General features: G+C 48.8%; 16 protein-coding genes and 1 pseudogene. 16 read left to right on the forward strand and 1 reads right to left on the reverse strand.

Translation table 11 applies throughout. The features are described from left to right. Positions 1-242 precede the first annotated feature (242 nt). From HV477_RS13165 to HV477_RS13200, 8 genes and pseudogenes are all read left to right on the forward strand, one after another. Complete coding sequence (locus tag HV477_RS13165) at positions 243-824, forward strand: inovirus-type Gp2 protein (RefSeq protein WP_175065055.1); 582 nt, start codon at positions 243-245, stop codon at positions 822-824. A gap of 103 nt (positions 825-927) precedes the next feature. Next, positions 928-1,128 (forward strand): annotated as a pseudogene (locus tag HV477_RS13170) (helix-turn-helix transcriptional regulator); the annotation flags it as partial. Between the two features lie 62 nt (positions 1,129-1,190). Further along, positions 1,191-1,763, forward strand: coding sequence for a hypothetical protein (locus tag HV477_RS13175; RefSeq protein WP_175065057.1), 573 nt, complete (start codon positions 1,191-1,193; stop codon positions 1,761-1,763). A 123-nt stretch (positions 1,764-1,886) separates the two neighbouring features. After that, positions 1,887-2,420, forward strand: a complete 534-nt coding sequence (locus HV477_RS13180) for a secretoglobin family protein (RefSeq protein ID WP_175065058.1) — start codon at positions 1,887-1,889, stop codon at positions 2,418-2,420. Beyond that, positions 2,401-2,583 carry a hypothetical protein gene (locus HV477_RS13185; RefSeq protein ID WP_175065059.1) on the forward strand — a complete coding sequence of 61 codons (183 nt, stop codon included), beginning with the start codon at positions 2,401-2,403 and terminating at the stop codon, positions 2,581-2,583. Before HV477_RS13180 ends, HV477_RS13185 begins: the two co-directional genes overlap by 20 nt. A 241-nt stretch (positions 2,584-2,824) precedes the next feature. Next, positions 2,825-3,229: a putative zinc ribbon protein gene (locus HV477_RS13190; protein WP_175065060.1), complete on the forward strand. Its 405-nt coding sequence runs from the start codon at positions 2,825-2,827 to the stop codon at positions 3,227-3,229. Between the two features lie 68 nt (positions 3,230-3,297). Next, positions 3,298-3,831: a hypothetical protein gene (locus HV477_RS28415; RefSeq protein ID WP_254621660.1), complete on the forward strand. Its 534-nt coding sequence runs from the start codon at positions 3,298-3,300 to the stop codon at positions 3,829-3,831. A 264-nt stretch (positions 3,832-4,095) separates the two neighbouring features. Continuing rightward, positions 4,096-4,680 carry a hypothetical protein gene (locus HV477_RS13200; protein WP_175065061.1) on the forward strand — a complete coding sequence of 195 codons (585 nt, stop codon included), beginning with the start codon at positions 4,096-4,098 and terminating at the stop codon, positions 4,678-4,680. Positions 4,681-4,692: 12 nt separating this feature from the next. Here the strand turns inward: HV477_RS13200 and HV477_RS13205 are convergent, their stop codons facing one another. Further along, a complete protein-coding gene (locus HV477_RS13205) occupies positions 4,693-5,349 on the reverse strand; it encodes an MgtC/SapB family protein (RefSeq protein WP_175065062.1) in 657 nt (218 codons plus the stop codon). 718 nt (positions 5,350-6,067) lie between these two features. Here HV477_RS13205 and HV477_RS13210 point away from each other — a divergent pair. The 8 genes from HV477_RS13210 to HV477_RS13245 all read left to right on the forward strand — a co-directional run bounded on the left by HV477_RS13210 (position 6,068) and on the right by HV477_RS13245 (position 14,924). After that, positions 6,068-6,649 carry a fimbrial protein gene (locus HV477_RS13210; RefSeq protein ID WP_175065063.1) on the forward strand — a complete coding sequence of 194 codons (582 nt, stop codon included), beginning with the start codon at positions 6,068-6,070 and terminating at the stop codon, positions 6,647-6,649. A gap of 118 nt (positions 6,650-6,767) precedes the next feature. After that, positions 6,768-9,278 (forward strand): fimbrial outer membrane usher protein StdB, encoded by a 2,511-nt coding sequence (gene stdB / locus HV477_RS13215; RefSeq protein WP_175065064.1) that lies wholly within the window; start codon positions 6,768-6,770, stop codon positions 9,276-9,278. A gap of 51 nt (positions 9,279-9,329) precedes the next feature. After that, a complete protein-coding gene (locus HV477_RS13220; protein WP_175065065.1) occupies positions 9,330-10,055 on the forward strand; it encodes a fimbria/pilus periplasmic chaperone in 726 nt (241 codons plus the stop codon). 13 nt (positions 10,056-10,068) lie between these two features. Then, positions 10,069-11,103, forward strand: coding sequence for a fimbrial protein (locus HV477_RS13225; protein ID WP_175065066.1), 1,035 nt, complete (start codon positions 10,069-10,071; stop codon positions 11,101-11,103). A gap of 166 nt (positions 11,104-11,269) precedes the next feature. After that, on the forward strand, positions 11,270-11,746 hold the full coding sequence (locus HV477_RS13230; RefSeq protein WP_020839057.1) for a CaiF/GrlA family transcriptional regulator: 477 nt from the start codon (positions 11,270-11,272) through the stop codon (positions 11,744-11,746). Further along, positions 11,739-12,599 carry a hypothetical protein gene (locus tag HV477_RS13235; protein ID WP_175065067.1) on the forward strand — a complete coding sequence of 287 codons (861 nt, stop codon included), beginning with the start codon at positions 11,739-11,741 and terminating at the stop codon, positions 12,597-12,599. The genes HV477_RS13230 and HV477_RS13235 overlap by 8 nt, the downstream gene beginning before the upstream one ends. 255 nt (positions 12,600-12,854) lie before the next feature. Beyond that, on the forward strand, positions 12,855-13,313 hold the full coding sequence (locus HV477_RS13240) for an immunoglobulin-binding protein (RefSeq protein ID WP_024143521.1): 459 nt from the start codon (positions 12,855-12,857) through the stop codon (positions 13,311-13,313). Positions 13,314-14,183: 870 nt separating this feature from the next. Further along, positions 14,184-14,924, forward strand: coding sequence for a hypothetical protein (locus HV477_RS13245; RefSeq protein ID WP_175065068.1), 741 nt, complete (start codon positions 14,184-14,186; stop codon positions 14,922-14,924). Positions 14,925-15,167: the final 243 nt, after the last annotated feature.

The following is a 15,167-nucleotide window of genomic DNA, read 5'->3' on the forward strand; positions in this document are numbered from 1 at the left end:
GAACATGATGCTGTCAGGACAGCCTGGATACCAGGAACGAACATTTGGGTTTTTAGTATAATTAAGGTCTTCATGTTTTAAGAAATTCCTCTTCATATCCCCTCCCACTGTGATCCGCTTAACCCGTCTGTATATCTCCTGTCCCCACAGTACTGCTCAGTAAACAGAAATACTGTGACTTTCCTGCATAAAAATTACATATCACCACCTTCCTTTGTACACACACTACAGAGGATTAAATCATGGACTTTCCCTGGCCCTGGAACCGCAAATACACGATGAACTGGTTCCTGCTGTCGTTACTGAACCACCATCTTGATCAGCTACTGGAACGTTACTCCCGCCTTCAGCCCCTCAGACTCGATGTGTTCTATCAGAATGACACATGGCGTTATAACCATCACGGATGGTACGAGACAGAAAGGGAGGTACGCCAGTTAACAGAACATCTGATGTCAGAGAGCAACATTGTAGGTCACTTCTGGGTGCTGGAGTGTACTTCCCGACACAAATGCCATGCCCATATCGTGATGTATCTTGATGGTCACCATAACCAGGCCACCTTTCCGGTGGCTGAACAGGCGGGGGCTGCCTGGCAGAAGATTACACAGGGTGAGGGGCACCACAATCGCTGTGATCCCAAAAAATGCTACGAAGCCGATATCACCCGCCCCGTCAATTACGATGATGCTGCAGCCATCAACAACCTGCGCTACATCATCAGCTATCTCGCCAAGGAGAAATCAAAACACGGGCAGACTTACTACGGGGCCAGCGAGGTACCACCCGCCAGTGGACTGGGCAGACCGCGAGGGCTTCGATAAAACGACGCACTTTTTTACGTCAGTTCCGGTTGTTATGCCGGAGAAGGGTACAGTGATTCATCACACGACTCCGGTACTTATTTAGCTACCGGAGAATCTCGTCATGACCATTAAACCTTCCCTGTCTGAAGACCAGTTCGTCAATATGGCTTTCATTACCCGTCTCACCGGGTTAACCGATAAATGGTTCTACAAGCTCATCAAAGACGGTGAGTTTCCGGCACCCATAAAGTTTGGTCGTAGTTCCCGCTGGCGACAGAGTGAAGTCGAAGCCTGGCTGCAGGCCCGCATTGATGCATCCCGGGGGGAGAATTCCGCCCTGCCAACGACCCACAAACTTACCGTAACTCCCGTGGAGGCGTTGTCATGAAAACACCGTATTCCCGTCATGACTTCCTGTTGCAGCATTACCAGCGCTGGCTGGACGATTTCACGCGTCTGGCTGTACGACATGGGTTGTGTCACCCGAACATCCAGGCCAGTCATCAACTCACCATAGGTTCGCTCCGCTTCACGGGTACGGGGCAGGTCACTGCCGTGGTACCCCATGCTTTGTACCGGTTGTTCTGCGGTAATCAACCCCCGGTCATCACGGTGACAGAGGACATGTCCACGCGGCTGGATTCAGATACCACGCTGCTGCTTCACCATCCCATGCTGGAAGGCATATTGCTGAGTGAATGTGCCCGACTGAAGCAGTTCCCGGTACAACGGGCACTGCTGGTGATGTTACAGCGACTGACCAGCCGGGAAAGCCGACACAAAATAGTCTGGCTGTGCTGGCGCGATTTGATGTGCGGGGATGACCCTTGCGACTGGCTGGAGCGTCTGGTCGGACAGCCAGACGACGCGCTGTATCTCTGGCTGGGTGACCGCCAGGATAGTGATCCCGTTTTAACCCTGATGATGGATGAATACCTGCTGTTTACCGGCAACTGATGCCAGAGACGAAAGCACATCCTCCTCCCCCAATCCCGCATTATTTTCCACAGATGCCGCTTCCCGCACCGCTTCACACTGGCGGAACGGCGCTGTATGCGATTCAACGATAAGGATTTACAGATGAACTCAACCATTTTTACCGCGCACTGTCAGGCCTGGCTTGATGACCTCACCCGGCTGCAGGTCACTCATGGACTCTGCCGGCCTGGAATTAAAAAGTGGCACAGGCTGACCGTGACGTCCTGCTCGTTACCAAACGGGCTTACCGGACTGCTCATTATCCCGCAGTTTTTGCTGACGGTAACGCAGGCTGCTTGTGTGGAAGAAGAATCGGTAGCGGGACGTATCATTAAACGTGCTGAGGGGCCAGCGCTGGCGGGGATGTTGCGCAGTGAATGTTACCGACTGGGACTCAGTGCCCTTGCTGAGCAGTTATCGCTGCTCTTCCGCCAGTATCCACAGCCCGGTATACGTGAATCACTGATGTTGCTGTGCTGGTGTGAGCTGGTGAAAGGGATTGAGCCGGAAGCATGGTACGCACTGCATCTGCTGCTTCCGGCCACGCTGAAGAAATGGATCAATACACGACAAAAAGAGTTCAATGGTTTATCGGCACTGACTGAGGATTACATTCGTGCCACCCGACCACTGTGAAGGTCGGATACCTGTCCGTAACAGCGATCCGGTACCGGGCGGCATGCGCAATGTACCGGAGCATACGACCTGGATTGAGCAGAAAAATACGCGCTTACTGTATGGCTGTAACGGAGTAGTTGACCATCGGTTAACCGTGCGCCGACGAAGTATCGATTTCTGAGCCTGACAGTTTTTTACGTCAGCATTCCATTATGTGACAGCCACACCAATCCCCTTTTAATCCCTTTAATCCATCTAATCGCAAGGCGCAGACTTCCCTTTTCGGGATGACTTGCGCCTGCCCTCAGGAGTCTGAAGATGTTTGCCAAATTCTTCCTGGCACACAACGGTAAACGGTGCAGTCTGGTCTGCCAGACCGATAGATACATTACAGAACATAACATCCTGGTCGGGGTACTGGCATGCGCATGCTGAAATGTTACCTTGCCAATAATCATGATGGGCACATTGTGACTGCTAAAGACGCGATGCAGTCACCAGGCAGGGTATGGACCTGCTCTTCCTGTGGCTGTCAGTTGATACTTCATGCGGGTTCATCTGGTGAGGCCCCCTGGTTTGAACATGACCAGCGAACAGTGACGACGAACGTTCTGATGCAATGTACCCATCTCGATCCTGAAGTGAAAGCCGAAGCCCGATGCCAAAAACTACGCAGAATCATCGGCAATCTGGATGCACCCGTAATGGTGCTGTTCTGGCATTGCGTATGGTGCGGAAATCATTACAGTGGGAAAAAGCATTGCACTTCATGCGGAACAGGCATCTACAGTATCGAAGAAACTGACAAGCAATCAGATGCGAACTGATTGGGCATGGGGTATTTCCTTAATATGATGAAGATCGCTTTAACACTCATGTTATTTCAGGAAATCTTATGGAGTATTTAAACGATGAGCTGACAGAAATGCAGCAAGTAAAGCGGGTAGTTCAGCAGGCCATCGACCAGTACCCACGTCTGGCTGTATTTCGGTTGACGCTGGACTGCCCAGGCCCTGAGACAATAGGGTGTTTTCAGGATACCGTCTACCGACAAGTAAGTGAACTGGCAGCGACCCGACAATTGAGCGGCAGGCCATCGCCACCAACAATTCTCAGATGGATTGGAAGCAAAACTTCTCCCCACTCATATCAGACACTACTGATGCTCAACCAGGACACTTTTTACCTTTCCCGACACGACTCACTTCCGGAGAAGTGTTTCCAGACAATGAAAACTCTGCTCAGTCAGGCATACAATACAACCCGAATAACGAATGAACAGTATCAGAGTAATGAAACAAAAATAACCGTCTTCAGAGTGGACAGAACCCAGGCAGGACATTCTGACGCTGAGCATAAATTATTACAGGAAAATGCCCTGTCGTTCCGACCAGCAGCGATTACACAGAGCCCCAGTATCTTTCCCTGACTAAGTGACGAAACTAAAGACGCCCCCCAGCTATACGTTGTGTATGTTCAAATATCAGATCTAAATCACAGTATTGTTAAACATACCTACATCATAAAGAAAGCTCCTACCAGTTCTCCTCATGAAGATTTGGTACGGTTTCAAAATGAGACTTAAGTGTATTAAGCTTTGAGGGACCCTGGAGTCCCTCTTTTTTATTCCACTCTGAATAACATCTCCGTACAAATATCATCCCCGCTGCACCTTCCTTTCAGGAGTTAAATAATGCGTAAACAAATATCAATTACATCACCAGATAATTATCTGGCGACAATACAGTTTCGACTGGATGAAATTACCAATAGTAATATTGATCAGGAAGACTCACATGAGGAAACGTTGCGTTATCATACTCTGACCTGGGTAACCGCAGCCTCTTCAAATGGAAAAAAAATAGCATTCATCGCACCAGTTTTTCTGGTCCGGTGTCTGAGTCCTGTAACCGGGCCAGCATATGTCCTCCCGCCATCGTGCGAATTACCGGAACCATTCACAACAGACATCCCATCTCTTTGTCATATTTTACTGAACGAGCTTCAGCGACTGGGCATGATGAAAAGGTATAAAGGGTTAAAAAATACATTAGAGTTAATAAAACAGAACTGGCTAAAAGAAAAGCTGGTTTTGACTAACTGGTATCTGTTGATGTCAGGGAATAATAATTGGATCTGCAGTGACCAGAGCACATGCGATGATAATGTTCTGGATTCAGAGATAACCCGCTGTCTTCAGGCACACGGACATCTTCATTCAGAGATAGATGCCTGTGTCTTTTTTTCATACTTCGGGTGTTGGTCAACAACTCCATAATTCTCTAACAACTTATCTGATAGCGACTGATTTCACCCCTTCAATCTTCAGAATCTCCGGACAAAGATTGCTTATTGATTTTCCGGGACGTAATGTCAGTACCAGAAATAATTCCCATGCCTTATCTTCAGACGGATTTTCTTTCAGTGACCGAAAATCAAAACGGATTGACATCGTCTGCAGCATCGTAAATACCCTCGAAACACTCTGCGGGCTGAGTTTGACCAGCAATCCACAGTGTCTGCTGAGCAAGCGATTACTCAATTGACGAAACACTTCCAGCACAACAAGAGTCAGAAAAGCCCCGTAAATACCAATCTCGTACAAACCGCTACCTATCACCAGGCCAATGGCCGCAGTGACCCACATACCAGCGGCTGTGGTCAACCCTTTTACGATTTGCTTCTGAATGATAATTGTCCCTGCCCCCAGGAACCCCATACCGCTGACCACCTGTGCAGCGATACGGCTTGGATCTAAAGCGACATGGCTTTCCAGCAGAATATCTTCAAAACCATATTTGGAAACAATCATAAACATGGCGCTACCAATACCAACCAGGATATGTGTTCGCAACCCCGCTTCTTTAGCACGTAGCTGACGTTCAAGACCAATCAGACCACCTAATAACCCTGCCAGTGCAATTCTGAGTAATAAATCAGTAACCATTTTTCTTCCTGTTTTTAATTAATATTCCGGGCCGAGCATTTTAAATTGACCGCCCGCAAATAATAATTGTTATCATCAACATCTTCGCATCGGCGAGCTGCTTAAAAACAAACCATTATTCTCTTTCCCAGGCTAATTCCGTATCGCAGGAAAAATTGTGACACCTGTCACAATTAAGCAATTACACAACTCCTCTGGAAACATAATGCCAGTGGAATAGTTATGTTTCGGTGAATGCTGAAAAACCAGAGAAATGCAGATATTTATATTGGTTACACCTCTGAATTTGAGGTAATCAACCGATATCAGGTAAAATACCATGCCTGTACAGAGTTTTAATTTTCACCCTGCCAAATAACGTGGCACAATAAGAATAATTAGTAATGAAATACTAACGTAAATTACCTCATCCTCTTAAGACTAAGATTCCGACCTCCCGCTTTGCCATCCACAATTGTCAACATGATAACTATTCTGAATTTACGATCGATAAACTCGATCGATACGATCGATATTACTCAATTTTAACCAATTGAGATTTTTCTTATAAATAACCACACATGAACTACGGCTATGCCTTTAATTAATATTTACGTCTTTCTTGCCTGAAGCGGATTATTCATCCAGCATGATGAAAGAAAGCCAGTCTGAATATTATCGGTTCATGAATTAACACCTAGCTATTTAAGCTCCTCCAGTTTGTAACCAAGGAATTGATATGTTCAGAAAAACCTCACTGGCCGTAATAACTGCAGCCACCATGCTGTGCGGCACCACTGCTTTTGCAGCTCCACCAGCAACCGGGCCTTTCGGGAACGGCACCATTCACTTTTCCGGTACCATTACTAACTCCCCCTGCGCTGTTGCTCCCGGGGATGATGCCATTGAGGTACCTTTTGGTCAGGTGTCTTACCGTGAACTGGCCACTACGGGTGCAACAACAACATCCCAGCCAGTAGTCATTCACCTGACCGGATGTGCCTTTGACCCGGACACCGCAGCCACCGACGCAAACCCTGTAGGACTGATGTCCAAAGCCAACGTCAGTTTCAGTGGTACAGCAACCTCAGATAAGAAAGGTTACGTCAGCACGGGTAGTGCCTCACATGTAGCCGTTCAGTTACTCAAAAATGATAACAGTACTGTCATTGAAGCTAACAGCATACCGACTCAGGCCGACGCTCAACAATTGCAAACCGGTAATAACGAACTGCGCTTCTTTGCCCGTCTCCTGGCCATGGATACCGTCTCTCCAGGCTCTGTAGATGCCACTGTGAATTACACCCTGACATACCTCTGATTTAAGAAAAATAAAAGCAGTGGTCGCACAAACCTTCCCGGACGGGGAGCCGGGGAGGTTTTGCCTTTTAAAAAGCCTCTCTGACCCTATTATCCCAAAACATGCAGAACCTGGATGTATGAAACTGACCCGGCTTGCCCTGATGATACCCCTGACGTTATCCGCCCGCGTTGTTCCCGCCACGGAGTTTAATGTCAACATGCTGAACACTGAGGACCGGCAGCATGCTGATCTCTCTGCTTTCAGCAGGGATGGATATATCGCGCCGGGTAATTATTTACTGGACATCTGGCTGAACAGTCAGTCTGTTCGTCAGCAATATCCCGTCAGTGTGGTCCCGGTAAATAACAATGCCGGGGCGGACAAAAACGATGGTTCAGCTATCTGCGTGACATTCTCCCTGGTTGAAATGCTCGGTCTGAAAGATGATATCGTTCGCAAGCTTAAGCCCGTTCCGGGCGCTGACAATGGACACTGTCTGGAACTACGATCACAGGACAGTCAGGTGCGTTACAGCGCGTCACAGCAGCGCCTGACCTTTGTGATACCTCAGGCCTGGATGCAATATCAGGACCCGAACTGGGTGCCCCCCTCCCGCTGGAGTCAGGGGGTCAGCGGCGCGTTGCTGGACTATAACCTGATGGCCAGTCGCTATATGCCGCAACAGGGGAATTCATCCACCAGTTACAGTCTGTACGGTACCGGCGGTCTGAATCTGGGTGACTGGCGTCTGCGCACTGATTACCAGTACAACCGCTACGACAGCGGTAAAGGATTATCACAATCCGACTTTTATCTGCCGCAGACGTATCTGTTTCGTCCCCTGCCCACATTGCGGTCAAAACTGACACTGGGGCAGATCTGGCTCAGTTCCGCCATTTTCGATGCCTTCCGGTTTACCGGTATCACGCTGGCCAGCGATGAGCGAATGCTGCCTCCCTCACTGCAGGGGTATGCCCCGCAGGTCAGCGGTATTGCAAACAGTAATGCCGATGTCACTGTCAGCCAGAACGGTCGTATCCTGTACCAGACCCGGGTGTCCCCCGGCCCGTTTGTCCTGCCAGACCTGAGCCAGAATATCAGCGGTAACCTGGACGTCACCCTCCGTGAGAGCGACGGGACCACCCGAACCTGGCAGGTAAATACCGCCAGCGTTCCGTTCATGGCCCGACAGGGGCAGGTGCGCTACAAAGTTGCAGCAGGACGTCCGCTGTATGGCGGGTCACACAGTAACAGGATGGTCAGTCCTAATTTTCTGCTGGGTGAAGCCACCTGGGGAGCCCTGAATAATACCTCGCTGTACGGTGGGATAATTGCCTCTACCGGCGACTATCAGTCACTCGCGTTTGGTGCAGGGCAGAATATGGGGGCTCTGGGGGCTGTCTCTGCCGATATCACACGGTCCGATGCCCACCTGTCGCACGGACAAAATCAGTCCGGATACAGCTACCGGATTAACTATGCCAAAACGTTTGATAAAACCGGCAGCACTCTGGCATTCGTCGGCTACCGCTTTTCAGACCGCAGCTACCTCTCTCTTCCTGAGTACCTGCAACGAAGGGCCATTGACGGGGGAGACGTCTGGCACGAAAAACAGAGTTATACCCTGACGTACAACCAGTATTTCTCAGGGCCGGCCATGAGCGCAGCCCTGTCCGTCAGCCGCCTTGCTTACTGGAATGCGGATTCAAACAATAACTACATGCTCAGCCTGAACAAAACGCTCAGTATCGGCGACATTCGGGGAATTTCCGCCTCTCTGTCACTGGCCCGTAACCAGTACGCCGGGGGAGGCACACAGAATCAGATTTATGCCTCCGTGACCGTTCCATGGGGCGATGGTCGCCAGGTCAGCTATAACGCACAGCGGGATAACCGGGGAAGCATGCAGCAAAACATCAGTTACAGCGATTACCACAATCCCGACACCACCTGGAATATCAGTGCCGGAGCCCGACGGGATGACAGTACCCGTAACACCAGCAATTTCAGCGGCAGTATCCAGAGCCGTCAGCCCTGGGGGCAGGTCAGTGCCGACGCCACCGTGCAACCCGGACAATACCGCAGCCTGGGGCTGAGCTGGTACGGCTCTGCCACCGCCACGGCGCACGGAGCGGCTTTCAGCCAGTCCCTCTCAGGAAACGAACCCCGCATGATGGTTGACACTGGCGGGGTGGCCGGGGTGCCGGTCTCCGGAGACAGCGGCGTGACCAACCGTTTCGGTATTGCCGTCGTCAGCGGCGGCAGCAGTTATCAGCGTAGTGATATTGCCGTGGATGTCACCCGCCTGCCCGGAGATGTGGAGGTCAGTGACTCCGTTATCAGCCAGGTACTGACGGAAGGGGCCATTGGTTACCGCCGAATCAGTGCCAGCCAGGGGGCTCAGGTTATGGGGAGTCTGAGACTGTCTGACGGTAAAGCGCCTCCGTTCGGTGCACAGGTGGTGTCTGAGCAAAGCGGCCGGACGCTGGGTATGGTGGGTGATGACGGGCTGGCTTACCTCGCAGGCATCAGTGAGGGTGACCGTCAGGCACTGGCTGTCACCTGGAATGGTCAGGTGCAGTGTCGGCTGACACTGCCGGAAAAACTGTCGCTGAACCAGGGGCCGCTTCTGCTGCCCTGCCGGTAACCCCGGCTATAACGACCGGAAAACAAGAGAATTTCTGACGGAGAACAGACAGTGAAACAGAGCAGTATTAACGGGGCCTTCGTTTTCGCCCTGGCGGTAGCGTGGAGCCAGTGTGCTCAGTCAGCCATCAACCCTGACCGCACCCGCGTCATCATGAACAGCAATGAGAAAACGGTCTCGGTCACCCTGACGAACGAGAACAGGACGATGCCCTTTCTGGCCCAGTCATGGGTGGAGGACGCTCAGGGCAAGAGGAGTAACATGCTGATGGTCCTCCCTCCGCTGCAACGCATTGACGGAGGGCAGAAATCACAGGTCCGCATTATGCAGGTACAGGGCAGCGGTCTTGACCACCTGCCGAAAGACCGGGAAACCCTGTTCTGGTTTAACGTCAGGGAAATTCCCCCCAAACCGGACACAGAGAATGTCCTGCAGCTCGCCCTGCAGAGCAGACTGAAACTGTTTTATCGCCCGGTATCTGTTGCCAAAAGCAGTAATGATATGTCGGAGAAAAAACTGGTGGTGGAGCGCGAGGGGGAACAGCTGTCGCTGAAGAATCCCACGCCTTACCACATCACCATTGCCTGGCTGGGAACAGACCGCCAGCATCGTCTGACCGGTTTCAGAGAGGGAGTGATGGTTCCTCCGTTTACCGACCTGCCGGTAAAAGCCGTGCTGCCAGCCGCAACAACGAAATTATGGGTCGGTTATGTCGATGACTACGGCGGTCTGAAGATGAATGCGTATACCTGCGACAGTAAATTCTGTGCGCGGTGAAAACAGGAGTGGAATGACAATGCTGAAAAGAGGGTTACAGGCACTCCTTTGTACATTAACCATCCTGACGAGTATGGCGTGTTATGCCATCCCCCCCGGATGCTATTCTGCCAGTTTGGGTCAGGACACCACGTTTCATGTGAACAACATTACCCTCCGTTCAGGCAGTCACCCGAACGTGGGGGATATCATCTATACCAGTCCCGCCTATACCATACAGTACCAGTGCCAGGCCGGTGACTATGGTGCCACAACATACCGGGCCAATCTGGTAAGCCTGCCGGACTTTAACATACTCAGAGATCAACTCAGGAATGCAGGTCTGGCGCTACGGATGCTGGTTAATGATGGTATCTGGTACTCTGGCCAGTTAATTAATTACACCCCGTTTCCATTTGGTGATGTTATTCCTGCTGGCAAAAACTCAGGTGTGAAGACTGTTCGTATTCAACTTCAGATTGAAGTGGTCAGTTCGCCTCCCAATGTTGTCAGCGTATCCCTGTCCCCTCACACCGCCTTTAAAATCATAATGGGTGGCCTTCCGGATCAGAATTACGGGTTAAATATCAACACTTCAGGGTTCCGTCTGCAGTCGATTCCCGACTGCTTTGGCCGGGTGAGCATCAGTCCCACCTGGGTATCTCTTGGTCATATCTATACCGACTATCCGTCATCACAGCACCTTCCCCGTCAGATACCAATAACCATAACTGCCGGGCAAAACATAGGGTGTACCGGCCAGTTCAGTGATAATTACGATATTTTACTGAGCACGACGTTCAGTGCTCCCGGACAGACCCTGACCAGTGCCAGTCAGGCTGTTGCTCTGGCTAACGGTCAGGGGGAACCCAATGGTCTGGCACTTTCCCTGAAAGATAATGCCGGAAACCCGCTCACCTTCGATAGTCCGTCAACGTTTGGCAATCTCACACAAAGCGGAGGCGATATATCCCGGACATACACAGCGAACCTGGATGCAATCCCCGGTACTGAGCTGAAAACAGGTTCTTTTTCGGCCAATGTGGTCGTGAACATCACTTATCAGTGACTGGTCAGCTATGCGGCATTTTCACACTTTCCCCGGCGACCTCTGCATCAGGATTTAACAGCAGAACAAGAAGAGAAATAAAACAGTAAACGGAATACAGCGGACACAGGGATGTATTTTTCAGTACCTCCGGGAATTCTGTTATCCGTTACAAGGAGCAGTGATTATGAGTTCAGAGAAAATGTATCCCCCCGAAGATAACGCGTACTATCCGGCACAGGGCCACAATGATGCCTGTTTTATCCCGGAAAGCGTCCGCCAGTACCATGGCGAACCCCTGTATATCCTGGTGGCATGGTGGTGCATGCAGCAACGGAACTGGGTGAACCGCTGCCAGATTTCGGAAGCATTCCGCATTCCTGTCCAGCGCGCCAGCTACCTGATGGCTTATGTGCGCAATAAAACCCGACGGGTAATCGTTGAAAGTCGGGAGGTGTTACTGGTTAACAATGTGTACCGCTATGAAATACAGGTCACCCGTGTAATGCCTCCTGAGTCTCGTAAAAAGCGAAGCCCGGGAGAAAAAAAACACCTGACCCGCAGCCGTATAGGTAATGCAGACACCTCACAGGCCACGCTTCTCTGGAACAATCTGAGAAAGGGAAATCCACACCCCGTGAAGGAGGGCATGGATAATGACTGAACCTAAAATGACATTTCCAGCAAGCGGAAACATTATCCTTTACGGTGACTGCTGGCCTGTGGTCAGTGCCGTGCAGAGTCTGGTAACGTCGATTCTGCCCGACAGTCAGTGCAAAGTGATTACCACTCTGCCTTCACTTTTAAAACAACTCACTCGGGATCCAAGGGCGTTATTGATTTTATGCCTCAGACCACGGGAGCATGTTTTCCTTTTCTACGCACTCAGACAGGAATTATTTGACCATCCGGCACTGATAATCAGCGACGAGATCTTCTTCAATGACAAACTCATGCTCAGGGTGTGGGGGGATCTTCCCTGTATGATGCATGACGAATTATCCATGATGGTCACCAGTCAGCAACTCTGTGAGCTGCTTACTGTCCCTCCCGATCACTGCCCTGAAAAAAGCCGTCTGGCAGATTTTCTGAAATCTCCGACGCTCCCGGAAGGATTATCAGAGGTACCACAGATATTTCACCTGGAAGAACCTTTGATGGACTATATGTCATTGCTGTTATACCGGGAGATGCTCGACAGAAAGATCACACCATTCCGGATGCGAATGCTTCAGGCAATCTGGTCTGGCTATCAGACCCGCGAAGAGCTAATTGCTGAATTAGATGCCCCAAAAAGCAAAATATGGAATGAGAAACACCGGCTTCTAATCCAGCTGGGGATGGATGCACGTTTACGTAACCTTTTGTACGGTACCCGGTTTTGCCTTTTTCTACAGCGAACAGCATTTATGTCACCAGCTGAAACGGAGCATCTACGGGCTGAAGCCAGGGAACAACTGACAACCGGAACCGAAAATTACTGCACAAAAATTATCACAAACGAAGCAACCTCATGAAGAGGTTACGCTCAAACAGCCAAAGCGACTATCAAATAAACGAAGGGTACCGGCAGAGCAAAGATCCTCCGTTGCGTTAACTCATTGCTGGTGATCATTGAAAACATTAACGCAGAGTGACTACTACCTCATCCCATTCGATAAGCCACGATGTCACCAGCTTAATTGAAGTATTAATGCTATTAGCAGTGACAGTCATAATAGCAACGATTACGACTGGAGGCTGTCTGCAAATTCTGGAATGAAAATAAAATTATGTTACCCGAAGATATCGTACATTCACTTTCTCGCTGGCTATCCGGTATGAATGATGTAGAGAAAATAGCCGCACTCAATAGCCTGCAACGATTTATACATTATCATGGACCGTTTCGCGATGAACCCATCGGTTGCGTACAGTGGGTACCGACTGAGTGTGTCACAGCAAACGACTATAATCCGGAGGCCATTAGTCTGGTCGAGCAAAAAATACTGGAGTTATCATTGGTACAGGATGGATTCACTCAACCTGTTGTTGTCACTGTAGGACGGACTGAAGATCTCCATTATCACGTGATGGATGGCTTTCAGCATTACTTTATCAGCCAGAAACCAGTATTACGTAAAAGACTTCGAGGGCATATTCCGGTAACTATTATCCGTCCCCGGCAAGATGCTATTTTTTCATTGATTGCCGCAGCTACTCGTGAACAAGAGGCGCTCAAAACGAAATAGCTGTTATTTGGAAAATCAAGGACAGGGAAACCGGGGCTCCTGAACTATGTATTCTCCTCATTTACAGACAGGGGTTTAATACTGTTCAGCAAAAGAACACCTGTCCGTGGGTTCCCTATAACCCTGTATCCACTCTCCGAGCTATATGATTCTCGAACTGATACCACCCACACCTTATCGGTTCGATACAACTTCACAGTTTTTCGAACTTTTCCTAAAGCTGTCTCAATAACCACAATCCCCGTATGTGTCTTTCTTATTCGCTTGTACATCGCTCCCCCTATAACACTGTCAACGCATCCCCCTTGATGCCAATGATTCTTAACTCATTGGTATCATCATATCTTTTCGTATTTTTAGAACAATCACTACCCATTGCTTCACACTCTGACTATATGGACATTATCTTTATCAAGAATTCTTTGATCTTCAGAAACACTAGAGCTAATCCAGTCATTGATTGAGATTAACTTTCAAGATTCAGTAAACCGCTCGCTTTAATCCCCTGTAATATCGCTGATATACATACATCGCAATGGTGCTAAATCAATAAGCAAGGAATAACAATCCTAAACTCAAACAAATAAATTTTATTATCACGATAAACACCCCTTGTTTTAGAACAACAAATGAATAGCATTAAATCTCATACAGGCCCATAGATTTATTCTAATTACTCCCGGAACATCACGATGAGAAGACAGGTCTGCCTTTTGAGTACAAAATAAAGTGGATACAATTTTAACGATATAGCTTTATTTGTATCAACAAGTGATATCTAAAACAATTCATCTGTACTGAAACGGTATAACTCGCTATGCTGTCCTGGTTGGCGTGAGTGTTGATATTACGTGTTTAAGGAGTATAAGAATGTCATCGATTTCTGGGATTGATATTGTTACAGGGTTGCTCATCCCTGTAGTTCTGTATTTGATAAAGAAAGTTATTGACTGGACAGGAAAAGTCGTTGGTAACCCACGACCTAAACGAAAATACCAGTTTGATAAAATTCCTGCGGATAAGAAAGTAGAGATTTTTTCAAAAATTGATGCATTAAAAGAAAAAACAACAACGCCGCATGTTCTTGTTCAGATGAAACTTTTATATGAACAACTGGGAATGTATTTGCCTGTGTGGCATTGTCACCAGTTGGTTTCCTGTATGGCGGCTGAAAATATTAGCTCACTGGATGTACGTCTGCGAGGTTTTCTGAAAAACACTATTATCGGTCACTATCCTGAGAAAGGGTTCAGCGTTAACACTAAAGTTGTCCGCAGATTCTACGTGATATCTATCTTGTTCGGGATATCTGCAGTTGCTATGTTTATTTATGCAGGATGGGATACCGTCTCTGCTTTCTGGAAAAACAAAGAGACAGGGTTGTTTATCTTGTTTTTATTGATTTATGCATCCGCTATTATTACTGTTATAGGTTATATAATTTCCCAGATTGAAGATATCTACCTGGGGTCTAAATTTGGGCATTTATTCGAGACTTGGCTCAAGAATAATCCACCGTGTAGCGATGTGTCTCCTGATACTTCTGCAACAATGCCAGCTGAGGAGCAAGAAACATCCGAAGGCCCCCAAGAAGAGTCTCTCGCGAGTTAACATGATTTATTGATGGGAGAAAACCGTTTGAAGTGCGCTTTTCTCACAATCACTATGCGTTTGGCATTACCTAATTACTTACTGCAGAAGTCTGATAATGAAGGGGATTGGAACTGTACTTCAGGCTGGATAATCTGAAACGTAAGGCACCTGAAGATCTAGGCTTGTGGCTGGTTGGACGGCAGGAGGAAAACATATCTCTCACGCAAATGATGGATGAATATCTGCTATTTACCGGCCACT

The sequence above is a fragment of the Salmonella sp. SG203 genome (assembly GCF_013350575.1).
Taxonomy (GTDB): Bacteria; Pseudomonadota; Gammaproteobacteria; order Enterobacterales; family Enterobacteriaceae; genus Salmonella; species Salmonella enterica.